Origin of the sequence: Xenorhabdus sp. SGI240, from assembly GCF_040081915.1 — a bacterium.
GTDB lineage: Bacteria > Pseudomonadota > Gammaproteobacteria > Enterobacterales > Enterobacteriaceae > Xenorhabdus > Xenorhabdus bakwenae.
This window is the reverse complement of the sequence record NZ_JBEBMB010000021.1, coordinates 57978-83330: the sequence shown is the minus strand read 5'-3', so window position 1 is coordinate 83330 and position 25353 is coordinate 57978. Positions and strand designations below refer to the sequence as shown.

7 protein-coding genes are annotated in these 25353 nt (G+C 49.2%); 3 read left to right on the top strand and 4 right to left on the bottom strand.

Going from position 1 to position 25353, the window contains the following annotated elements:
- From ABLA76_RS05200 to ABLA76_RS05185, 4 genes are all read right to left on the bottom strand, one after another.
- Positions 1 to 6067: amino acid adenylation domain-containing protein (locus tag ABLA76_RS05200; RefSeq protein ID WP_348987130.1), on the bottom strand; the 6067-nt coding region annotated here is incomplete at its 3' end.
- 4 nt (positions 6068 to 6071) lie between these two features.
- On the bottom strand, positions 6072 to 16040 hold the full coding sequence (locus ABLA76_RS05195; RefSeq protein ID WP_348987129.1) for an amino acid adenylation domain-containing protein: 9969 nt from the start codon (positions 16038 to 16040) through the stop codon (positions 6072 to 6074).
- Between the two features lie 36 nt (positions 16041 to 16076).
- Complete coding sequence (locus ABLA76_RS05190) at positions 16077 to 19316, bottom strand: amino acid adenylation domain-containing protein (RefSeq protein ID WP_348987128.1); 3240 nt, start codon at positions 19314 to 19316, stop codon at positions 16077 to 16079.
- Positions 19317 to 19803: 487 nt separating this feature from the next.
- A complete protein-coding gene (locus ABLA76_RS05185) occupies positions 19804 to 21438 on the bottom strand; it encodes a cyclic peptide export ABC transporter (RefSeq protein WP_348987127.1) in 1635 nt (544 codons plus the stop codon).
- 622 nt (positions 21439 to 22060) lie between these two features.
- Here ABLA76_RS05185 and ABLA76_RS05180 point away from each other — a divergent pair.
- From ABLA76_RS05180 to ABLA76_RS05170, 3 genes are all read left to right on the top strand, one after another.
- Entirely contained in the window at positions 22061 to 22561 is a 501-nt protein-coding gene (locus tag ABLA76_RS05180) for a hypothetical protein (RefSeq protein WP_348987126.1), read from the top strand.
- Between the two features lie 107 nt (positions 22562 to 22668).
- Positions 22669 to 23736, top strand: a complete 1068-nt coding sequence (locus ABLA76_RS05175; RefSeq protein WP_348987125.1) for an isochorismate synthase — start codon at positions 22669 to 22671, stop codon at positions 23734 to 23736.
- Positions 23730 to 25352 (top strand): (2,3-dihydroxybenzoyl)adenylate synthase, encoded by a 1623-nt coding sequence (locus tag ABLA76_RS05170; protein WP_348987132.1) that lies wholly within the window; start codon positions 23730 to 23732, stop codon positions 25350 to 25352. Before ABLA76_RS05175 ends, ABLA76_RS05170 begins: the two co-directional genes overlap by 7 nt.
- The last annotated feature ends 1 nt before the right edge of the window (position 25353 follow it).

Genomic DNA, 25353 nt, shown 5'->3' with positions numbered 1-25353 from the left:
CTAAATATTCAATCGCGCCATCGGGTAGCCAGCGCCCCAGATCACCGGTCTTGTACATACGGGCATCGGACTGTTGACTAAACGGATCCGCCACAAATTTCTCTGTGGTTAAATCCGGGCGATTGAGATAACCCCGCGCCACCCCTGCGCCACCGATATGAATTTCACCACTGACGCCAATAGGCACCGGCCGCCCGTGCGGATCCAGAATATAAATACGGCTATTGGGCAGCGGATAACCAATCGGGATAACGTCCGTCAATTCAGGTGAATCTTGACCGTTATCATTGAGGGTTAAGGTGGTGGCAATCACCGTCGTTTCGGTAGGACCATAAGAGTTAATCCAGCGGCAGGATTGGGTGTCCTGATGAGACAGCCAGTTGATTAAATGGCGGTACTCCGCTTTTTCACCGCCCACAATAAGGGTATGCAGATAGGGGCTGAAACCGCTGCGACCTGCCATCATCTCCTGTACCCACAGGTGCCAGAAGGCGGTGGGCATATCCATAATGGTGATTTGCTGTTCACGCAGGAAGGTGACAAAAGTCATATCCGGTATCCGGATATGGGCAGGCCGCAGAACCAGAGTGGCACCGGATGCGAGAGTGGGGAAAATATCGGATACCGAAGTATCAAAGGCGATGGTCGCAAATTGCAGGATACGATCCCCTAATTGTGGCTCGCTGGTCTGGTGCTGGGCATGGATAAAGTTCACCACATTGCGGTGCTCCAGCATCACGCCTTTGGGCTGTCCGGTGGAGCCGGAAGTATAGATGATGTAGGCCAGATGGTGCGGTTGAAGCTGAACATCAGGATTATGAACCGGCTGGTTTGCCACGTGATTTCGGTGGGTTTCATCATCCAGCAACCAGACGGGGATGTCTGATACTGGCAACAGCCCCTGCAAATGTTGTTGGGTCAGCAATAACACCGGCTGGCTATCCGACAGTTGATAAGCCAGGCGTTCGGCGGGGTATTCCGGGTCGAGTGGCACATAACCGGCTCCCGCTTTAAGGATAGCGTACAAACCAATAATCAAATCCAGACTGCGGTCAACACAGATAGCGATGCGATCATCAGGGCGCACGCCAGAGGCGATCAGCTGGTGAGCCAGTTGGTTAGCATGGCGGTTCAGTGCCGCATAACTCAGCTCGTTCTCACCAAAGACCAACGCAAGCGCATCCGGCGTGCGCGCTGCCTGCTGCTCGAACAGTTGGTGAATTAAGGTCTCTTGTGGATACGCGACAGTGGTATCGTTAAAGATTTCCAGTAACTGAGTGCGCTCAGTTAGCGACAGGATGTCGATTGACTCAATGGCTTGCTCCGGCGCATATTGCAGTGCGGCCACAATCCCTTCCAGTGCTGTCTTCATATAGGCATTAATGCGCACCGGATTAATTTGCTGGCTGCATTGTGCGGTGAGCGCAAATCCGTCATCAAAATCATCGACATCCAGTGACAAGGGGTAGTTGCTGCGCTCTTCACCCTCTATCTCGTCAATTCCTTCCCAGGCAATTGAAGCCATTTGTTCATCTTCGCGTGGGCTATGGCGGAAGTTTAGCAAGCTGTTAAACAGCGGCAATGGTGCCTGAATACCACTGCAACGTTGGGCAACCGCCAGAGGTGCCTGCTCATGTTCCAGTAGTGCGGTTAACTGCTGATAAGTTTCTTGTACTGCCTGCTTAACGGTACGTGCCTGTAACTTAACGCGAATAGGTAAGGTATTGATAAACATCCCCAGCACTTCGGCGGCACCCATCCCGCCCTGTAACCGTCCCAACAGAACAGTACCGAATACGACATCATTCCGTCCACTGCATCGCGCCAGAACCTGTGCCCAGGCCACATGAAACAGCACGGCAGCACTCATACCTAATTGACGGGTGCAATTACGGAGATTTTGGGCCAGCTGGCTATCCAGCGTGAGAACGTTTTCCACTATCTCATTGAGACTGCCACCTTGTACGTCAAGCAGCCCGAACGGCAGAGTAGGTTCTTCTACATCGCCCAATAATTCGCGGAAATAATTTTGGTGCACCTCTAACGGTACGTTGCGGGTCTGCGCGATAAAGTTTCGGTAAGGCAGCGGCGTGGGTAAATTTTCACTGTCCCCCAAAAGCAAGGTTTGTATTTCACTGAATATCATATCCAGTGATATGTGATCACACACTAAGTGGTGATACAGCAAGGAGAGTCGCCATTGATCGGAGGCAGGATCTTTGGCTATATGAGCAGCCAACAGGGGCGCTTTGGTAATATCCATCCGTATTGCACGGGGATCGGTGAGGCGGCGTAGCTGGGTTTCTGGGGCTTCCTCTGCCGATAGTGTGAGTTCAATGATTGGCAATGGTGCATGGCGATAGACGATTTGTACTGGTTTAAGCAGCGCTTTCCAGTAAACGGCGCTGCGCAGGATATCGTGCCGGTCAATTACCCGCTGCAACGCCTGCAAGAAACTCTCCAGCCGTGTCCGGCTGTCGAAAATCATCAAATGGTTGTCCAGATAGAGATCACCTTCCGTTTCCAGCAAATGGTGGAACAGAATACCTTCCTGCAACGGTCCCAGTGGATAAATGTCCTGGACGTTGGAGATACCGCCTGTTACATGGGAAACAATCTGATCTATCTGGTCTTGGGTCAATGTCACCAGCGGCAGCATATCTGGCGTAATGACGGAACTGTCTTCTCGAATCAGGTTAGGCGGTACGTCCTGTAGGGGGATAGCCTGAGTGTTATTGTGACGGATTAGGGCGCTCATGGCCGCCAGGGTAGGAGCAGAGAAGACCGCGTTGACATCCAAAGACAGGTCGTGAAGACGAAGTTGCTCTATCAAATTGACCACGAGCAGGGAATGCCCGCCCAGCTCAAAGAAATTGTCTTGTCGCCCAACGTGTTCCACATGCAACAGGGATTGCCAGATTGCGGCCAGTGTTTGTTCAGCTTCGCCTTGTGGCACTTCATATTCACGGCTGACAATAGCGCTCCGATCTGGCACCGGCAGGGCGTTGCGATCCAGTTTGCCGTTGGCGGACAGCGGGAAGGTATCCAGCATCACAAAGGCAGCGGGCAGCATATGCTCCATCAATCGGGTGCTTAGTTGCTTGCGTAATTCAGCCGGACTGAGTGTCATACCGGTTTCCGGGATCACATAGGCGATTAAACGCTTGTCACCGCTTTCTTCTTCACGGGCGATCACCACAGCATCGCTGACGCCGTCGCAAGCCACCAGTTGGGTCTCAATTTCCCCCGGTTCAATGCGGAAGCCCCGGATCTTGACCTGAAAATCATTGCGCCCCAGATATTCAATCGCGCCATCGGGTAGCCAGCGGCCCAGATCGCCGGTTTTATACATACGGGCATCGGGCTGTTGACTAAACGGATCCGCCACAAATTTCTCTGTGGTTAAATCCGGGCGATTGAGATAACCACGCGCCACCCCTGTGCCACCGATATGGATCTCACCACTGACGCCAATAGGCACCGGTTGCCCTTGGGTATCCAGAATATAAATACGGCTATTGGGCAGCGGATAACCAATCGGGATAACACCGTTGAGATGCAGTGGACTTTGGTGATCCAATTTCAGGGTGGTGGCAATTACCGTGGTTTCGGTAGGACCATAAGAGTTAATCCAGCGGCAGGATTGGGTTTCCTGATGAGACAGCCAGTTGATTAAATGGCGGTGCTCCGCTTTTTCACCGCCCACAATAACGGTATGCAGAGATGGGCTGAAACCGCTGCGACCTGCCATCATCTCCTGTACCCACAGGTGCCAGAAGGCGGTGGGCATATCCATAATGGTGATCTTCTGTTCACGCAGGAAGGTGACAAAAGTCATATCCGGTATCCGGATATGGGGCGGCCGCAGAACCAGAGTGGCACCGGCGGCGAGAGTGGGGAAAATATCGGATACCGAGGTATCAAAGGCGATGGTCGCAAATTGCAGGATACGATCCCCCGACTGGGGTTCGCTGGTCCGGTGCTGGGCATGGATAAAGTTCACCACATTGCGGTGCTCCAGCATCACGCCTTTGGGCTGTCCGGTGGAGCCGGAGGTATAGATGATGTAGGCCAGATGGTGCGGTTGAAGCTGAACATCAGGATTATGAACCGGCTGGTTTGCCACGTGATTTCGGTGGGTTTCATCATCCAGCAACCAGACGGGAATGTCTGATACTGGCAACAGTCCCTGCAAATGTTGTTGGGTCAGCAATAACACCGGCTGGCTATCCGACAGTTGATAAGCCAGGCGTTCGGCGGGGTATTCCGGGTCGAGCGGCACATAGCCGGCCCCCGCTTTAAGGATAGCGTACAGGCCGATAATCAAATCCAGACTGCGGTCAACACAGATAGCGATACGATCATCAGGGCGCACGCCAGAAGCGATCAGCTGGTGAGCCAGTTGGTTAGCGTGGCGGTTTAACCCTGCATAACTCAGTTCACTCTCGCCAAACACTAACGCGGTGGCGTCAGGGGTTTGTTCCACCTGTTGTTCAAACAGTTGGTGGATCAATAACGTTTGTGGATATGGGAAGGCCGTATCATTGAAATCGTCTAATACTTGGGTGCGTTGGTATGGTTGCAATAGGGGTAAACTTTCCACTGGTTGCGAATCATCTTTAACCATCGCGGTCAGCAGGGTTTGCAGGTAACTGGCGATGCGTTCAACGCTGGCAGGGTCAAACAGATCACTGGAATATTCCAGGCCACCGACTAAGCCCTTTTCGGTATCATTTATCGAGAGAGACAGATCGAAATGCGCACTGCTTTCGGTTAGATTGATTTCACTAATGGTGATATCCGGCAAGGTGATATTCTGCTGTCCAGGGGTATTATCCACTGACATCATCACCTGAAAAATCGGGCTATGACTGAGGCTGCGTGGTGGTTTTAGTATTTCTACCAACTGTTCGAATGGCAGATCCTGATGGGCGTAGGCGTTCAGTGAATGGGCCTTAACCCTGGCGAGCAGAGTGCGGACCGTTGGATTGTCATCTAGTTGAATCCGCAGGGCCAGCGTGTTAACAAAAAAGCCAATCAGCGGCTCTAATTCGCTATATTGCCGGTTAGCGACCGGTGTGCCAATCACCAGATCTTTCTGCCCGCTCAGACGGGAAAGCAAAGTTGCCCATCCCGCCATCAGGGTCATGAATAATGTTGTGCCGTGGCGCTGGCTAAGGTTTCTTAATCCGGCACTTAATTCCGGTGACAGAGTGATATCAACATATCCTCCGGCATAACTCTGTTGCTCTGGGCGTGGCCTGTCTGTCGGTAGTTCCAAAAGTGCAGGCGCGCCCTGTAACGCATCGCGCCAGAAATTCACCTGTTTTTCCAATATTTCTCCCTGTAGCCACTCTCTTTGCCACAGGGCATAGTCAGCATATTGGAGTGTCAACGCGGGCAGGGGATCATCCCGCCCTTCGCTGAATGCATGATAAAGCGTGGAAAGCTCGTGCATCAGGATGTTAAGGGACCAACCATCGGAAATAATATGATGCTGGGTTAATAGCAGGATATGTTCATTTTCAGCCCGCCGCAGCAAGCGCCCTCTGATGAGGGGGCCTTGTGCAAAGTCAAATGGCTGGCTGGTTTCACGCTGGATTATCTCTTCGATGGTAGTTTGTTGCTCTTGCGCAGGTAGATGGCTGAGATCTTCCACGGCCAAAGAGAAGCCGCTCTCTGGTTTACCGATAATTTGCAGGGTCTGGCCTTCAGCCATCTTGATACCCTTGGCTCTCCTGATCGTTGTACGCAGAATTTCATGCCGAGCAACAATTCGGTCTAATGCTGCTTGCAGGGCCTCTAAATTCAGAAACCCTTGCAGATGCAGACCACCCGGCATGTGGTATGCCGTTTGTGCGGCTGGATCTAACTGCGCCAGAAGCCATAAGCGTTGCTGTGCCCAGGATAGGGGAAGCGCTTGCTGATCCGCGTTTCTCGGGATAATGTGCCTTTTTTCTCCGATCTGCTTTTTTTCCCCAATCTGGCTGTTTTCAATGCGTTCTTTAATTTTTTTCTGGAGTACTGCTTGTCTTAATTCAAGCAGGCTTAGTTCTTTGTGACTCATTTAATTAATTATCTCCATTTAGCAGGGCACGCAGTTCATCTTCGGACAAGTTTTCCAATTCTTTTTGCAGCAATTCGATATCTTCTTGTGCGAAAAAGGTTTCGATCTGTCTTGATGCGATAAGCCCGGCGAGTTCAGAAAGTTCTGGATGGGTAAATATGTCTTGAATGGACACTTCAAGATGGAATGCATCACGTAATCTTGCCATTAACTGAATGATTGATAGGGAATTTCCACCCAGATCAAAGAAGCTGTCATGGCGTCCTATTTGTTCTAACCCCAATAAATTCTGTAGGATAGCGGCAATTTGCTGTTCGATTTCACCCTGGGGTGCTTCGTATTCACGGCTGGCGATGGCTGAACGATCTGGCGCTGGCAGGGCTTTGCGATCTAATTTGCCGCTTCCGGTTAGCGGGAAGGCTTCCAGCACAATAAACGCGCCAGGCACCATATAACTCGCCAGACGGTTATTCAGTTGTTCACGCAGCCTATTGGCATCTGGTGTGAAACCGGATTGTGGAATGACATAGGCCACCAGACGTTTGTCGCCGGTTTCTTCTTCACGGGCGATGACCACGGCATCCCTGACGCCTTCACAGCTAGCCAGTTGTGCTTCAATTTCCCCCAGTTCAATGCGAAAGCCGCGTATCTTGATTTGAAAATCGTTGCGTCCCAGATACGCAATCATGCCGTTTGGCAACCAGCGTCCTAAGTCACCGGTTTTGTACATGCGCGCATTTGGCTGTACGCTGAATGGATCGGCAACAAATTTCTCCGCAGTCATCTCCGGCTTATTCAGATAACCCCGTGCGACACCTGAACCAGCGATGTGAATTTCACCACTGACACCAATAGGCACCGGTTGACCGAGGGTATCCAAAATATAGATACGGGTATTGGGCAATGGGCGACCAATCGGAATATTGTCATTAATATATGGAACTTGCGGGTTATCTCTCGTCAATTTATCTACGGTCAATGTCGTGGTAATCACCGTTGCCTCAGTCGGGCCATAGGAGTTAATCCAGCGGCAGGATTGCGTTTCCGGGTGAGACAGCCAGTTCATTAGATGGCGATGCTCTGCTTTCTCACCGCCGACAATAAGGGTGTGCAGATAGGGGCTGAAACCACTGCGCCCCGCCATCATCTCCTGTACCCATTGATGCCAGAAGGCGGTAGGCATATCCATGATGGTGATCTTCTGTTCGCGCAGGAAGGCGACAAATGTCGCATCCGGTATGCGGATATGAGGTGGACGCAGAACCAGAGTGGCACCGGATGCGAGAGTCGGGAAAATATCAGATACCGAAGTATCAAACGCCACCGTGGCAAATTGCAGAATACGATCACCCCATTGTGGTTGGCTGGTCTGGCGCTGGGCATGGATAAAGTTCACCACATTGCGGTGTTCCAGCATCACGCCTTTGGGCTGTCCGGTAGAGCCGGAGGTATAGATGATATAGGCCAGATGATGGGGTTGAAGCCCCATTCGGCGAATATCAGGGTTATGAATAGGTTGTTGTGCTACCGCGTTACGGTGGTCATCATCATCCAGCAACAGGGTGGGAATATCCTGTGCCGGCAAATGTGCCTGTAAATGGCGCTGAGTCAACAACCAGACTGGCTTACTGTCTGATAATTGATAGGTCAGCCGTTCTGTGGGGTATTCTGGATCGAGCGGAATATAACCAGCACCCGCTTTCAGGATACCGTACATACCGATAATCATATCCAGACTACGATCGACACAGAGAGCAATGCGATCATCGGGGCGTACACCGGATGCAATCAGATGATGAGCCAGTTGATTGGCATGGTAGTTCAATTCGGCATAGCTCAATTGGCTTGCACCAAACACCAGTGCGGTGGCATCAGGTGTCCGTTCCACTTGCTGTTCAAACAGTGGGTGAATTAAAAACTCGGGCGGAAGATCGACGGCAGTATCATTAAAGGTTTCCAATACCTGAATACGCTCTTCTGGCGGGAGGATATCGAGTGATTCAATTTTCTGTTCCGGTGCGTGTTGCAGGGCTGCAATAATGCCTCGCAAAGCGATATCCATACAGGCATTGATGCGCGCCGGATTAATCTGTTGATTGCACTGTGCGGTAAGTGCAAATCCATCATCAAAATCATCGATATCCAGTGACAGTGGATAGTTACTGCGTTCTTCACCACTGAGTATCTGCACACCTTCCCATGCCAACGATGCAGATTGAGATCCATGACGTGGGCTATGGCGGAAGTTCAGCAGGCTGTTAAACAACGGTAATGGGGCCTGGATGCCACTGCAACGCTGGGCAACGGCCAATGATGCTTGCTCGTGATCGAGCAATTCACTGAGTTGTCGCTGGGTTTCCCGGACTGCCTGCTTAACGGTACGCTCCTGTAACCGAATGCGGACAGGCAGGGTATTGATAAACATACCCAGTACTTCGGAAGCGCCGACTCCGCCCTGTAAGCGTCCCAGCAGGACCGTGCCAAACACCACATCGCTTCGCCCACTGCATCGGGCTAATACTTGTGCCCATGCGACATGGAACAGCACTGCGGCACTCATGCCGAGTTGACGGGCGCAGTTACGCAGGTTGTGGGCGAGTTCGCTATCCAGTGTGAGGGTATGCTCTACGATTTTATTGCGCTTTGTTTCTTTGAGGTCGTCAAGTAATCCAAAGGGCAGAGTTGGCTCTTCAACATCCCCAAGTTGCTCGCGGAAATAGGTTTGATGGACTTCCTGCGGCACGCTACGGGCTTGGGCGATAAAATTACGGTAAGGCAGGGGAACAGGCAGGGTGTCACTTTCTCCCAGGATCAGTGCGTTAATCTCATTAAAGATCATACCCAATGAAATGTGGTCGCAAACTAAATGGTGATGTAATAAGGAGAGCAGCCACTGCCCAGATTCAGGATCCCGGGCGGTATGTGCCGCCAGAAGTGGGGCTTTGGTGATTTCCATTCGCACCGTGCGTGGGTCAGTGAGATGACGTAATTGCGCTTCTGTTAACAACGCGTGTTCAATAATCGGCAGCGGTGCCCGACGATAAACAATCTGAACAGGTTCGGGCAATTCTTGCCAATGCACAGCACTGCGCAGGATATCGTGCCGATCAATGACTTGTTGCAGTACCTGTAAGAAAGTCTCTAGACGTGCCCGGCTGTCGAACGCCATAAGCTGATTGTCCAGATAGAGATCGCCTTCGGTTTCCAGCAAATGGTGGAACAGGATACCCGCCTGTAATGGCCCAAGCGGGTAGATATCTTGAATATTGGTGATACCGCCGGGAACGAGGTGGACAATCTCCTCGATCTGGTTTTGTGTCAATTCCACCAGAGGCAGCATGTCTGGGGTAAGAGTCTGGCTGTCTTCGTGGATCAGGTTTGGCGGAATAGTCAGTTCGGTGATACCTTGAGCGGTATTTTGGTTTAAACGAGTGCTCATGGCTGCCAGTGTTGGTGCCGAGAAGACGGTACTGACATCAAGGAATAGGTCATGCTGGCGTAATTCCTCGATCAGATTGACCACCAGTAAAGAGTGTCCACCCAGTTCAAAAAAATTGTCATGGCGTCCAACTTGCTCCAGTCCCAGCAGAGACTGCCAAACTGCGGCCAGGGTTTGTTCAGTTTTTCCTTGAGGCGCTTCATATTCGCGGCTGACAATGGCAGAGTGGTCCGGTGCTGGCAGGGCTTTGCGATCCAGCTTGCCATTGGCGGTCAGCGGGAAAGAATCAAGTATAACAAAGGCATTGGGGAGCATATGTTCCATCAAACTGACGCTCAGTTGTTCACGCAGATAGGCTGGATTGAGGGGAACGCCTGATTGTGGAATGAGGTAAGCAATCAGGCGCTTATCACCCTTTTCCTCTTCACGGGCAATCACCACGGCATCACTGACGCCTTCGCAAGCGGCCAGTTGTGCTTCAATTTCCCCCAGTTCAATGCGGAAACCGCGTATCTTGACCTGAAAATCGTTGCGCCCCAGATATTCAATGGTGCCATTGGGCAACCAGCGCCCCAGATCGCCGGTTTTATACATACGGGCATCTGTTTGTTCACTAAAGGGATCAGGAATAAATTTCTCTGTGGTTAAATCGGGTTGATTGAGATAACCACGGGCAACGCCTGCGCCACCAAGATGAATTTCGCCACTCACCCCAATCGGCACCGGCTGGCCGTGCGTATCCAGGATATAAACGCGGGTATTAGGCAGTGGATAACCAATCGGGATAACACTTTCGAAGTGCGGTGGATGTTGGTGATCCAGCTTTAATGTCGTGGCAATCACCGTTGCCTCTGTCGGGCCATAGGAGTTAATCCAGCGGCAGGATTGCGTTTCCGGGTGAGACAGCCAGCTGATTAAATGACGGTACTCCGCTTTTTCACCGCCGACAATCAGGGTGTGCAGATAGGGGCTGAAACCACTGCGTCCGGCCATCATCTCCTGTACCCACAGGTGCCAGAAGGCCGTGGGCATATCCATAATGGTGATCTTCTGTTCGCGCAGGAAGGCGACGAAGGTTGCATCCGGTATGCGGATATGAGGCGGTCGCAGAACCAGTGTTGCACCGGCTGCCAGCGTCGGGAAAATATCCGATACCGAGGTATCAAATGCGATGGTGGCAAATTGCAGGATGCGATCACCCGGTTTAGGTTCGCTGGTCTTATGTTGCGCATGGATAAAGTTCACTACATTGCGGTGCTCCAGCATCACCCCTTTAGGCTGTCCGGTGGAGCCGGAGGTATAGATGATATAAGCCAGATGATGCGGTTGCAGCCCCATTTGGCGGATATCAGGGTTATGGCTGGGTTGCTGTGCTACCGCGTTACGGTGGTCATCATCATCCAACAACAAGGTGGGAATATCCTGCGCCGGCAAATGTGCCTGTAAATGGCGCTGAGTCAACAACCAGACTGGCTTACTGTCTGATAATTGATAGGCCAGCCGTTCTAAGGGGTATTCTGGATCGAGCGGCACATAGCCGGCTCCCGCTTTCAGGATACCGTACATACCGATAATCATATCCAGACTACGATCGACACAGAGAGCAATGCGATCATCGGGGCGTACACCAGATGCAATCAGATGATGAGCCAGTTGGTTAGCATGACGATTTAATGCGTTGTAACTCAGTTGGCTATCGCCAAACACTAATGCAATCGCATCAGGTGTTTGTTCCGCTTGTTGCTCGAACAGTTGGTGGATCAACCTATCTTGCGGATAGACCAGATTGGTATTATTGAAATCCACCAATAATTGCCTGCGTTGTTGCGTTTGCAGCAACGGTAAATCGTGTATCCGCAGAGAATCATCAGCAACCATCGCGGCTAATAGGGTTTGCAGATAGCTGGCGAGCCGTTCAATGCTGGCTCGATCAAACAGATCACTGGCATATTCCAACTCACCGATTATCCCATTTTCGGTATCGTTCATGGAAAGTGACAGATCGAAATGGGTGCTTCTTCGGGTTAATGGCAGTTCATCCAGTTCTAAATTGGGTAATTCAAGAGATTGCTGGATCGGTGTGTTATCCAGCGCGAGCATGACCTGAAATATCGGGCTATAACTTAAGCTACGTGGCGGTTGCAGCGCTTCGACCAGTTGTTCAAAGGGTAAGTCCTGATGTACATAGGCTGCCAGTGCATGGGCTTTGACTTGTGCCAATAACGCGCCAACGGTGGGGTTATCCTCCAGTTTCACCCTGAGCGCCAGCGTATTGGCGAAGAAACCGATCAACGGTTCTAATTCACTGTGCTGTCGGTTAGCGATCGGCGTTCCGATAACAACATCTTGCTGACCACTGATGCGGGCAAGCAGGATTGACCATGCTGCCAGTAATGTCATGAATAATGTGGAACTATGGCGCTGGCTCAATGCCTTTAAGCCATCACTTAATGCAGGTGAAAGGGTGAATGCCACGTGATCACCATGGTAGCTCTGAACCGCAGGGCGTGGCCTGTCTGTCGGCAGTTCCAGTAACGCAGGGGCACCTTGCAGCGCTTTTCGCCAGAAACTGACCTGTTTTTCCAGCACGTCCCCCTGTAGCCATTGTCGCTGCCAGAGGGCATAGTCAGCATATTGTATTGTCAGTGCAGGCAGTGGATCGCGTTGTTCCTGAATGAAAGCACGGTAGAGGGTGGTGAATTCATATATCAGGATGTTCAATGACCAGCCATCCGAAATCATGTGGTGCTGAGTCAACAACAGAACATGTTCATCACTGGCGAGTTTTAACAATTGTCCGCGAATTAATGGTTCCAGAGCAAAATCAAAGGGATGGTGAGTTTCAAATTGAGCGGCGGCATCAATAGCCGCCTGTTTTTCTGTCTCAGTTGATTGACTGAAATCTTTAATGATCAACGTGAAGCCACGCTCTGCATCGGCAATCACTTGCCGGGCGATACCATCCTCCATGTTGATCGTTGTGCGCAGAATTTCATGGCGGGCAACGATCCTATCCAGAGCCGCTTGCAGCGCATTCAGGTTTAGCTGGCCTTTCAGACGCAACCCGCCAGAGATGTGATATGCCGTTTGGGCGGCAGGATCTAACTGCGCCAGGAACCACAGGCGTTGTTGTGCCCAGGAGAGTGGCAGGACTTGTTGTCGGTCGGCGGGGAGTATCACCGGTTGTGTGGCATGCGGTGCTGGTTGATTGGCGGTATCCAACGATTGTGCCAAATCGGACAAAATTGGATGGGTGAATAGATCTTGCAAGTCCACTTTGCTGTTGAAAATCTGGCGTAAGCGGGTAGCCATCTGTACTGTCAGCAAAGAGTGTCCACCCAATTCAAAGAAATTATCGTGACGTCCTACTTGCTCCAGCCCCAGCAGGGATTGCCAGACTTCCGCCAGTTTCCGCTCAATTTCCCCTTGAGGGGCTTCGTATTCACGGCTGGCGATTGCAGTACGATCCGGTGCTGGCAAGGCCTTGCGATCTAATTTACCACTGCCGGTCAGCGGGAATGCCTCCAGTATGACAAATGCACTGGGGATCATGTGCTCCATCAGATGGATGCTCAATTGTTCACGCAGATGGGAAGGGGTGAGCGTAACATCAGGTTGTGGTATCAGGTAGGCAACCAGACGCTTGTCGCCAGCCGTTTCTTCACGGGCAATAACCACCACATCTTTAACGCCGTCACAAGTTGCCAATTGCGCTTCGATTTCGCCTAATTCAATACGGAAGCCACGCAGTTTGACCTGAAAATCATTGCGGCCTAAATATTCAATGTTGCCGTCTAGCAGCCAGCGCCCCAGATCGCCGCTTTTATACAGGCGTGCATTAGCTTCCTTGCTGAATGGATCGGGGATGAAGCGTTCTGCCGTCAGTTCCGGTCGGTTTAAGTAACCACGGGCGACACCGGCGCCGCCAATATAAATCTCCCCGCTGACACCGATGGGTACGGGGTGGCCGAAAGGATCAAGAATATAAATACGGGAATTGGCATTGGGGCGGCCAATAGGAATGTTGTTTACAATCTCGGTGGAGGCGCCACCCGTTAGGATCAGTGACGTTACGATAACGGTGGTTTCCGTTGGGCCATAGGTGTTGATCCAACGGCAGCATTGCGTTTCGGGTAATGATTGCCAATCCAGCCAATGGCGGTATTCCGCTTTCTCTCCACCGACAATAACCGTATGCAGGTCAGGGCTGAAACCTGTACGATCGGCTTTCATCTCCTGTACCCATTGGTGCCAGAACGCCGTCGGCACATCCATAATGGTGATCTTCTGCTGCCGTAAAAAATCAATAAATTCCGTATCCGGCACACGGATATGGGCAGGACGCAGGACTAAAGTCGCCCCCGCAGCCAGTGTCGGGAAAATATCTGATACCGAGGTATCGAATGCCACGGTCGCAAATTGCAGAATGCGATCCCCGGGTTGGGGGTGGCTGATTTGATGTTGAGCATGGATAAAATTGACGACATTGCGGTGTTCCAGCATCACCCCTTTAGGCAATCCGGTCGAACCGGAGGTGTAGATAATATAGGCCAGATGATGTGGCAGAAGCCCTGATTGGCGGGCATCAGGATTGTGGGTTGGCTGTTGCGCCACAACATTTAGATAATTTTCATCATCCAGCAACCAGATCGGCACCTCCGTCGGCGGTAAACTTGCCTGTAACTGTTTTTGCGTCAGCAATAGCTTTGGTGTGCTGTCTGATAACTGGTACGCCAATCGTTCGGCAGGATATTCTGGATCGAACGGAACGTAACCTGCTCCTGTTTTGAGAATGCCCAACATGCCCATGATCATATCCGGGCTGCGCCCGACGCACAGAGCCACGCGGTCGTCTGGGCGTATGCCAAAGGCAATCAGGCTGTGTGCCAGTTGGTTGGCACGCTGGTTTAGTTCGGCATAACTCAGTTGCGTATCTTGATACACCAGGGCAATAGCATCAGGCATCGACTCTGCGTGTTGTTCAAAGAGCTGGTGGATCAATTTATCCTGTGGGTAGGTGAGGGCAGTGTCATTAAAATCCACCAACAATTGTTGGCGCTGTTGGGGGGTGATCAGCGGTAGTTCAGCCACACGCTGGCTATCATCAGTCACCATTGCCGCCAGTAAGGTGTTTAAATGGCTGACCATACGCTCAATCGTGGCGTGGTCGAACAGATCACGGGCATATTCCAGATCACCCACTAACCCCTTTTCAGTTTCATCCAGCGTTAATGTCAGGTCAAAATAAGCACTATTCCTGATTAATGGCCGCTCATCCAATACCAATCCCGGCAGGTCGAAATGCCGTTGTCCCGGCGTATTATTGGTTGCCAGCATAACCTGAAAAATTGGGCTATGGCTCAGGCTGCGCGGAGGCTGCAAAATCTCGACCAGTTGTTCGAAGGGCAGGTCTTGATGGGCAAATGCATTGATTGCTTGTTCTTTTACTTGTGCCAGAAGTTCATTGACACTCGGGTTATCATGCAATTGCACACGTAATGCTAATGTATTGGCAAAAAAGCCGATTAAAGGGGCTAATTCAGGTTGTTGACGATTAGCAATGGGCGTACCAATCACAATATCATCCTGACCACTGAGGCGGCAGAGCAATGTAGCCCATCCCGCCAGTAACGTCATAAATAGGGTTGTTCCGTGACGTTGGCTGAGTTCTTTTAAACCAGCCTGCAATGCAGGAGGCAGAGCAATATTAACGCGTCCGCCAATATAGCTCTGCTTCACAGGGCGCGGACGGTCAGTGGGGACTTCCAGAAGTGCGGGCGCACCTTGCAGGGCGTTACGCCAGAATTCGACCTGTTTTTCCAGCCCTTTTCCCTGCAACTCATTTTTCTGCCAGAGAACATAATCAGCATACTGAATGGTCAGGGCGGGCATTGGATCAGGCTGCCCTTGACTGAATGCACGATAAAGAGCGGACAGTTCTTGCATAAAGAGACTGACTGACCAGCCATCAGAGATAATATGGTGCTGAGTTAACAGCAGAATATGCTGATCTTCTGCCAGTTTTAGCAAACGTCCCCGTGCTAATGGGCCATTAACAAAATCAAAGGGGTGGTTTGCCTCAAGACAGGCGACTTTTTCAATGGCCGCTTGCTGTTCTGATGTCGTTCCCTGTTCTGAATATAGCTGGCTGAAATCTTCTTGTATCAGCGGAAAACCACAATCTGCATCATGGATAATTTGCTGTGCTTCGTCTTCTGCCGTCATGATCGTGGTACGGAGAATTTCATGGCGCGCCACAATACGATCCAGGGCTGCTTGCAAGGCATTCAGATTCAGTTTGCCCTTTAGATTCAACCCCACTGACATATGGTATGCCGTTTGTGCAGCAGGATCTAATTGAGCAAGGAACCATAAACGTTGTTGTGTCCAGGATAATGGCACGCCGTTATCACGCGATTGAGCTGTGATTGTTGTTTTTTTCGTCGATTGGCGGGTTAGTTTTGCTGATGTGGCTAACTCAAGTAGTCTTCTGCGTTCCGCTAAGGGTAGAGATGAAAGCTCGTTATTATTCATTGGATTATCACCACTTAAAACAAAGTAAATTAAAATCTAATTCATTGATTTATAAATATCTTGTAGGGATTCTGAATCAAATTGCCCTAATAGAGAGTCGATAATGCATTCTTCAAGTTGACAGAGGGTTGGGTGGGAAAACAGTTGATGAATAGATAATTCAACATCAAATGTTTGTTTTATTTGCGACTGTAGCTGTAGTACTAGCAGTGAATGTCCGCCCAATTCAAAGAAGTTGTCATAGCGGCTTATCCGATCCAGTCCCAATAACACTTGCCAAATGACGGCCAACTGCTCTTCCGTTTCGCCTTCTGGAGCCGCATATTCACGACTTGACATGGCCGCATGATCGGGAGCAGGCAGGGCCTTGCGATCGAGTTTGCCATTCGGGGAGAGAGGAAACGCCTCCATCACCACAAAGGCACTCGGTATCATGTAATCGGCGAGAGTGCGGCTTAGTTGCTCACGTAGTTGAGAAATGCCCGGTTTGCTATCCTGATTTGGGATCAAATAGGCAACCAGCCGCTTGTCATGGGTTCCATTTTCACGGGCAACAACCACCGCTTCACGAATGCCTGCACACTGGGTCAGGCAGGTTTCAATTTCCCCCAGCTCAATACGCAATCCGCGAATTTTGACTTGAAAATCATTGCGTCCCAGATAGGCGATACTGCCATCCGGTAGCCAACGTCCCAGATCGCCGGTTTTATACAGACGAGCATCAGGTCCGGCATTGAATGGGTCGTTAATAAAACGTTCAGCGGTCAATTCAGGCAGGTTCAAATAACCACGGGCAACACCCACTCCACCGATATAAATTTCCCCCGCCATACCTATTGGAACGACTTCTCCGTGGGGATCGAGAATATAGATTCGGATATTGGCAATAGGATACCCAATCGGCACCTGCCCGATATAGCGACCCGGAACACACTGCCAGGCCGTGACATCAATGGCTGCCTCCGTGGGACCATATAAATTATGCAGTTCGCTGTGAGGCAAGTGGGACAGACAGTGTTGTTGCAAGGCATAAGGCAGTGCTTCCCCACTGCATAAAATCTGGCGCAGGGAAAGGCAGCGTCCGGCCGGAATATCATGAAGAAAACTTTGCAACATGGAAGGCACAAAGTGGATCGTCGTGATTTGACGGCTTTCTATCTCTTCCAATAAATAGTGCGGTTCTTTATGACCGCCGGGGCGAGCCATCACTAATTGACCCCCAACCATCAGGGGAAGGAAGAACTCCCAAACAGAAACATCAAAACTGAATGGTGTTTTTTGTAAAACGCGATCTTGCGGGGTTAATTGATAAGTATCCTGCGCCCAGAGCAAACGGTTAACCACACTGCGGTGCTCATTCATCACGCCTTTGGGGGATCCCGTGGAGCCAGAGGTATAGAGTACATAGGCCAGATGACGCGATGTCAGCCCTAAATGAGAAGCTTCCAGGTTATCATCATCCTGACGGGCAAGATTGGCCTGAACGGTTGAGTTATCTAAAAACCAGACAGGCATTTCGGTCACGGGCAATTGTTCTTGCAAGCCATGATGGGTCAGCAGGACCACAGGTTCGCTGTCTGACAGGATATAAGCGAGCCTGTCTGCGGGATATTCAGGATCGAGTGGCACATAAGCTGCCCCCGCTTTTAAAATCCCCAGCAGACTAATGACCATATCTAAACTACGCACCATGCAAATGGCGACGCGATCATCTGGATGAATTCCCGCAGCGACAAGAGCGTGAGCTAGCTGGTTAGCCCGCTGATTCAATTCCATATAACTGAGTTGCGTATTCCCGTACAGCAGTGCAATGGCAGTTGGGTTGCGTGCGGCTTGTTGCTCAACAAATTGATGGATTAAGGCGTGTTGCGGGAAGGGATTATCCGTATTGTTAAAATTATGAAGGAGTTGCTGACGTGCCTGTTCATCCATCAATGGTAAACGATCAATTGTCTGTTGTTCGTCACCGACCATCGCTTCCAGCAGAGTCAAGAGGTTCTGCATAAGCTGGGAGATGAATGCGGCATCAAATATTGCAGTGTCATAATAAAAGGTATAGCCGATATGATCACCGGCTTCTAAGACATTTATCATCAATGGAACGGGGACATCGGCATAGAGAGGATACGGGAAGGGCCGCAACTCTGCATTTCCCCACTGTACCGTGACATTGTCATCTTCCGCCATCCAGAGGGTGGTGAGATCACCCGTATATCTGGCTTTCTGGAATATCATGACCGTCTGGAATACGGGGTGAACGTCTGCATTGCGTTGCAGTTTCAGTTGTTCCAGTATCCTGGAAAACGGATATTTCTGGTTTTCAATCCCCTGTCGGATGGTCTTCGTCGCTTGAGTGATATGTTCCTGTACGGTCATATCACCGTTTATCTGGCAGCGTAAAGCCACCGGATTGATAAATTCGCCGACTAATTTTCCCCAACGAGCACGGCCTCTTCCCGGCAAAATAGAACCGATAATGACATCATCGACTTCGGTATAACGGCTCAGAAGAATTTGGTAGGCAGCCAGAAAAACAGCAAACAGGCTGTTATCATATTTTAGTGCCAATGCTTGTAGCTTACGCGTCAGTGACTTGTTAATGATTTTCTTTAAAGATATTTTTCCTGTGGCGGGCAAGGTGCTGTTTTTCGGTGGCCATTGCAATACGGCTAAATCGCCTGCCAGGGTGTTTTGCCAGAATTGTTGTTGTTTTTTGGCGCTGGCACTTTTCAGCCATTGTTGTTGCCATTCCACATAATCGTGGAAACTATTTTCTGGTGCGGGTTCCAGGGGGGTTGCAGAAAGCAGAGCATCAAGTTCATCTAACAGTATCCAATAAGACCAGCCATCAACGGCCAGATGATCAAAGGTCAAGACCATGACGCTTTCTTGTGGATTGCGTTGATACCAACTGGCATAAACCCGCAGCGGTTCGGTGAGATCAAACCTATGCCAGCAATCCTCCTGAACACGCTGTTTAAGCGTTTCTTCGCTAAGATATTGGGCATCATGTATTGTCAGTGTGATGTTAGCGCTGTCTGCGATGCAATAGCCTAATTCGCCGGGGTATAGTCCAAAACTTGCCCGCAGCATCGGATGTCTTTGTACCAATTTATTGAGAGCTTCTTCTAAACACGTAGCCGTTAATCCTTTAATGTGAGCACAAAATGCACTATTATTTTGACCGCGTTTATCCGGGGCAATTTGATATTGAAACCAGCGGCTACGTTGAGCTTCTGATAAAGGGAATGATTTCAATTTTTCAGGGTAATTCATTCTATAGCTCCCTTTTTATGGGTACATTAAAAATAAAAACATGAGAACTGATAAAACAAGAAATCACACTTGGGATTACACAATAAAAATAACCGACCATTCTAATAAAAAAGAACAGTCTTATTTTTATATTTATTTAATCTCTTCTTATCGCTGAGGAGATTATGTTTATTACAAAATTAGATAATCTCACATTAAATAATCCTATTGCACATTTCTAATAATGTTTTTCTAATGTGTCTAATTTTATTAGGTACCAATTAAAATTTAATATGCCTGCTATATTTCCCAGCGCAGCAAGGAAATATAAGACCTCGCGTCGTCTTGCGGATTGCAACTTGACGTTTATCGAGTATAGGTATTATGTGATAAATTTTATTGCCATTGGTGATTTTTTTGTTCACTTTGTTGCTCAAGCTTTTTTAGGGATATAAAGTGAAATAAGAGCCTGTTTTATTAGGCTCTTTGCTATAAGCTTTATTTCATTTTATTGAATATAATGGTCCTTACGATCAACTTCTTTAATATGACCATCTTCTAATTTGATAATGCGGTCAGCTATATTAAAGTAAGCATCATCATGACTAATAACCAGGACAGTTTTACCTCTGGCTTTTAATTCTGGCAGCAGCTCAGTATAGAATAAGCGTTTAAATACAGGGTCCTGATCGGCTGCCCACTCATCAAACAGATAAATAGGACGATCTTCCAGATAAGCTGAAACTAAAGCCAGTCGTTTCCGTTGACCTGCGGAAAGATTTGTGGTGGAAAATTCGCCATCAACGATTTTAACTTTGTGTGCCATGTTTAATGCTTCAATATAATGTGTTGCTTTTTCAGTAACATTTGCATCGCTGTTGAGTAACTGCTCAAACAGATGGTAATCAGAAAAAACGGCCGCAAAATGCTGGCGATAATGTTCATTATTCGCTGATGTTACTTGCACACCGTTTAATGAGATAGTACCGGATTCTTGCTCAAACAGGCCAACAAGCAACATGGCGAGCGTTGTTTTCCCACTGCCATTCCCACCGACGATAAAAACAATTTCGCCTTGCGATATTTTCAAACTTAATGGACCGAGTGCAAACTGGCGATCTTCTTTGTCCGTTGTGTAATGGTGGACAACCTCTTTCAGTTCAATCTCGATGGCTTGTTGCTTGCTAAATGGATTCGTGCCTTCAATGTGTACCGCCAGGGCTTCATCCAGTTGGCTGTCAAGACGCCGCATTTTATTCAATGAAACTTCCGCTTCTCTCAGTTCTGGAATTGCTCCAATAACTTCACTGATTGGGCCTGATAAGAAAAGAACAAGCAGCGATACAGTCACCAATGTTGCTGGTTCCTGGGGAAGCCAAATCGGAACAACAAAAATAATAATACCAATCATGGCATAAAATGTAACAGAACTGGCATTAATCACCCAGGCATAGCTGGAATTCGCTTTAACACAGATCTCCTGGAATACTTTGGCGGCAGGCGCAATCACTTTGCTAATGAAAAGATGACCTTTTTGTTTATTGAGTTGCAGCTCTTTACTACCATCAATCAGGCTTTGGAAATTAAGGTATATTTTATCTATTTGATCACGCATATCTGTCATTAATTGTAATGGATATTTTTCCCACAGATAAAACACATACATTCCGATAAGGCTGAGTGCCGCTAAAATGAGAAACAGTTGCCAGGACATCCAGGCCAAATAACTAAAACAGGCGATGATTAGGGTGATATTACCAAAAACGGAGGGGGCCAACATAAAGGAATGTACAAAAACATCGACATCTTTGGTTAAAACCGCCAATAAACCGTGCCGCCCAAGTTTATGCAGTTTTTTGAGTGGTGCCCGCAAAATTTTATTACTTAAACTTAGGCGTAATGAAAAAACCGTGGACTGGGCTAAGTGAGATAATGTAATTTCTGACACGGTTTTAGTAATAAAAAAAATAAAACAGATGCCAAAAAAACTCCAAAGAAATGTAATTAGGTTAATCTCTTCTGTGACGCCTTGACTGATCATCCCGACTATCGAAGCACCGGCAAACCCACTAATTAATGCGCTTATTGTCGATACCAACAGTAATACCCAAGATTGACGATATAAATAAGCTATTAGAGTCATAAAAAAGCCATTGTCGAAGGTTATAATTAATATGAAAATTCATATATCTGCTTACTCAATCCACTATAGTTATTTTTTTCTTATAAAACTGCAAGTGTGATTTATAGTATGGCAATATTAATAAATATCATCGTGATAAATATTATTTTCAATGTGAATGGTAACTATACGTGATTACATAGATGGATTATTTGGTCGTGTATTCAATCCGTTGCGTGAACTTTTTCCCGATGAGCTGAACGTTGATGCCCTGCATCGCCTTTACCGTGTTTTTTGACGAATTCAGTTTGCTGACAAAATCAACATCTTATTTCAACCGTCGCCATTTAATCTCTCTGAAAAAAGAGCGATCATGCACAATCATCAACGGGTTGGATATGTGACCGGAACTTTTACAAGAAAATGGCATTAATTAATAATGCAAATTAAATTGATAATCATTTACATTTAAAATATTGTAATGGCGATTTCCTTCTCAGACGCTCATACCTCTCCTGATGAACGTTTTGTCAAATTGGATTTCCGGCACCGCCTGTAAGCAGCCAGCGATGGGGAAGAGACCATAAGGAGTGCAGCCACGGGGCTGAAAAGCGTAACGCTACCAATGGAAAGGATAGTAGCAATGAAAATGGCAATGGAAAGGATTGTAGCGAAAAGTCTCGTATTAGGCACCAAAACGGCGATTCTACTTCTCAAACCACGGCAGATAATCTCCGTGGTTACTCGTTACCAGATGGATAGCAAAAAAACGATTTTCATATCCAACGCATTAAATTACACCAAAAGTGTCTTCACTAATTATCTAGATTCATCTAACCACAACGATGAAGTCGTAAGCCACCGCTTTTGCTACATGATAAGCAATAAACTAAGAAAAAATATTTCCGATCTGAAAGGTGCATCCGTGCAGTTTAACGTCAATAACCTCACCATGTCGCCTCCTGCTGTGGAAAAGAAACGCGCTTCTACTGCTATGACTGCAGCATGTCCTCCACGGCCAGTTATCGCTAATAACACCTGGTATCCGGCACCGCTGGCGGCTCGCTCTCATGTTGCCGTCGGTATTTTTCTCCTTTCAGGGAGGGGGGAAAAGCGGGCACCTACACCAACAAGAGGAACTTGATTTTGTCTGGTATTACCAATGATCTTCTTTCACTAACGTTGCAAGAGGATGACTTTATCTTTCTGTCGCCCCACAAAAGCCTGCTCGCTCGGGGATGCTTCGCCACCTTGACACATCCTGCTGCATCCGGACATCATGTCGAGAGCGAGTTTCAGAAGAAAGTGCAACAGTTGCTGCGTCAGGCTCAACAGGCCGGAGTAGAAAACCCCATTGTAGTGGGAGCTATTCCGTTTGACAAACGTCAACCCTGTTCGCTGTTTATTCCGCAGACCTACTACTGGCTCGATCGCCACGCCTTTAATCTCTCCGATTCTCCGGTACAAGTAGAGGGCCAGGCTCACTACATTCCAGATCATGATGTGTTTTGCAGCATGGTGGAGAACGCTTTGAATCCACTGCGCGTCGGTGCACTGAATAAAGTAGTGCTGTCGCGCTTGTTACAGATTGAAAGTATCTCCCCGCTTAGCGCTTTGAGCTTATGGCTACAGCTCAACAGACAGAATCCGGAGAGCTACAACTTTCACTTACCGCTGGCGGATGGCACTCTGATTGGTGCTAGCCCTGAACTGCTGCTACGTAAAGAGGGGAATGTCCTGCGCTCCTGCCCTCTTGCCGGCTCAGCGCGGCGAGGCGACGATGACTCTAGTGACAGAAATACCAGGGAAAAGCTGTTCAACTCTGGAAAGGATCGCCATGAGCATCGGGTGGTCACAGAGGCTATCCGTCACCAATTGACGGATCTCTGCCGGTCTCTGACGATCCCAACAGAGCCCTCGTTGCTCAGTACGCCTACGCTCTGGCATCTCGCTACTGAGATTCAGGGTATATTGTCCGATGATCGCGATAACGCATTGTCTCTTGCCTGCTTGCTTCATCCCACGCCCGCATTATGTGGCTCTCCTTATACCTCATCCCGCAACCTGATTGGCGAGCTGGAGCCATTCGACCGTGGCTGGTTTGGCGGTATTGTCGGCTGGTGTGACGCTCGCGGAGACGGGGAATGGGTTGTGGCGATCCGCTGCGGTAACGTTCGGCCTCATCAGATTGAGTTATTCGCTGGCGCCGGCATTGTTCCGGACTCTGTTCCGGAAAACGAATGGTTGGAAACCCGTACCAAATTTAACACCATGCTGAGTGCACTTGGTTTTGCAACGCAACAGGAGCAGATATTATGATTGAATTTAGTCGCTGGCCTCAGGATATGGCCGAACGTTATCGACTGAAAGGGTATTGGATTGATCGCCCGTTGAGCGAGATTCTCGATATTCACTGCGAGAACGATGCTGTGGCACTATTCTGCGGGGAGCGGTGCTGGAGCTATCGGGAGCTTAATGAAGCAGTAAACCGACTCGCTGCTTCCCTGTACCGACGCGGCGTGCGTCAGGGACAAACCGCATTAGTACAGCTTGGTAACGAGGCTGAGTTTTATATCGTCTTTTTTGCCTTGTTGCGCCTGGGCGTTGCACCCGTTAACGCGCTTTATAGCCACCAGAGCAGTGAATTAACTGCGTATGCGCACCAGATTACGCCAGAGATACTCATTGCCGATCGCCAGCATCGCCAGTTTCATGATGATACTTTTATTGATCTTCTGGTAGCGAAGTGTCCGGAATTGAAAATAGTGGTGCTTCACCATGAGGATTCAGATTCGAACCGTTCGCTTTCCCGCCTGATATCGGAAGAGCCCGGAGACTTCACGCCAACACCAACGCCAGCGGATGAGGTCGCATTTTTCCAGCTTTCCGGCGGCAGCACTGGCACCCCCAAGCTGATTCCACGCACTCACAACGACTATTATTACAGTATCCGCGCCAGCAATCCGATCTGCGACATCAGTAGTAAAACCCGATATCTCTGCGCACTGCCAGCCGCACACAACTATCCTATGAGTTCACCGGGCGCACTGGGCGTATTTTATGCGGGTGGTCAGGTCATCCTTGTCCCCGATCCTAGTCCGGATGGATGTTTTCCGGTCATCGCCCGTCATCAGATCAATATCGTCGCTCTGGTGCCACCTGCAGTCAGCATCTGGCTGGAATATACCAATATCAGAGGACACGCCAACGAACTCTCCAGTCTGAAAGTGATGCAGGTCGGCGGTGCTCCTCTGGGAGAAACGTTGGCCAGACGCATTTCAAAAGAGCTGGGCTGCCAACTCCAACAAGTATTTGGTATGGCAGAAGGTCTGGTGAACTACACCCGACTAGACGATGACGATGCGCATACCTTCACAACTCAAGGATGCCCCATCAGTGAGGATGATGAGGTATGGGTTGCAAACCGGGAAGGCCTTCCAGTACCGCACGGAGAGGCTGGATTGCTGATGACTCGAGGCCCATACACCTTTCGAGGTTATTACCGAAGCCCAGAACATAACCAGACGGTGTTCGACAGTAACGGGTTTTATTGTTCTGGCGACGTGGTTATTCAGTTTCCCGATGGATATCTGAAAGTCGTTGGACGTGAAAAGGATCAAATAAATCGTGGCGGCGAAAAAATTGCCGCTGAAGAGGTTGAACACCTGTTGCTGCGCCACCCAGCGGTGGTGTACGCCGCACTGGTCGCTATTAATGATTGTCTAATGGGCGAGAAAACCTGCGCCTTTGTGGTAACACGTGAACGCGGATCCGTGAAACCAGCCGTGCTGCGTCGCTGGCTACGCGAGCAAGGTATTGCTGACTACAAAATCCCCGATCGTTTTGAAAGTCTACCGGAGTTACCGCTCACTCCGGTAGGAAAAATCAACAAACAGGCGTTACGTGCACTTGCCAGCGCCACCTTAGAAAATTGAG

What these genes read in the sequence shown, in the direction of transcription:
- ABLA76_RS05195 (WP_348987129.1), bottom strand. Translation starts at nt 16,040, where the DNA reads ATGAATAATAACGAGCTTTCATCTCTACCCTTAGCGGAACGCAGAAGA.
- ABLA76_RS05180 (WP_348987126.1), top strand. Translation starts at nt 22,061, where the DNA reads ATGAAAATGGCAATGGAAAGGATTGTAGCGAAAAGTCTCGTATTAGGC.
- ABLA76_RS05190 (WP_348987128.1), bottom strand. Translation starts at nt 19,316, where the DNA reads ATGAATTACCCTGAAAAATTGAAATCATTCCCTTTATCAGAAGCTCAA.
- ABLA76_RS05185 (WP_348987127.1), bottom strand. Translation starts at nt 21,438, where the DNA reads ATGACTCTAATAGCTTATTTATATCGTCAATCTTGGGTATTACTGTTG.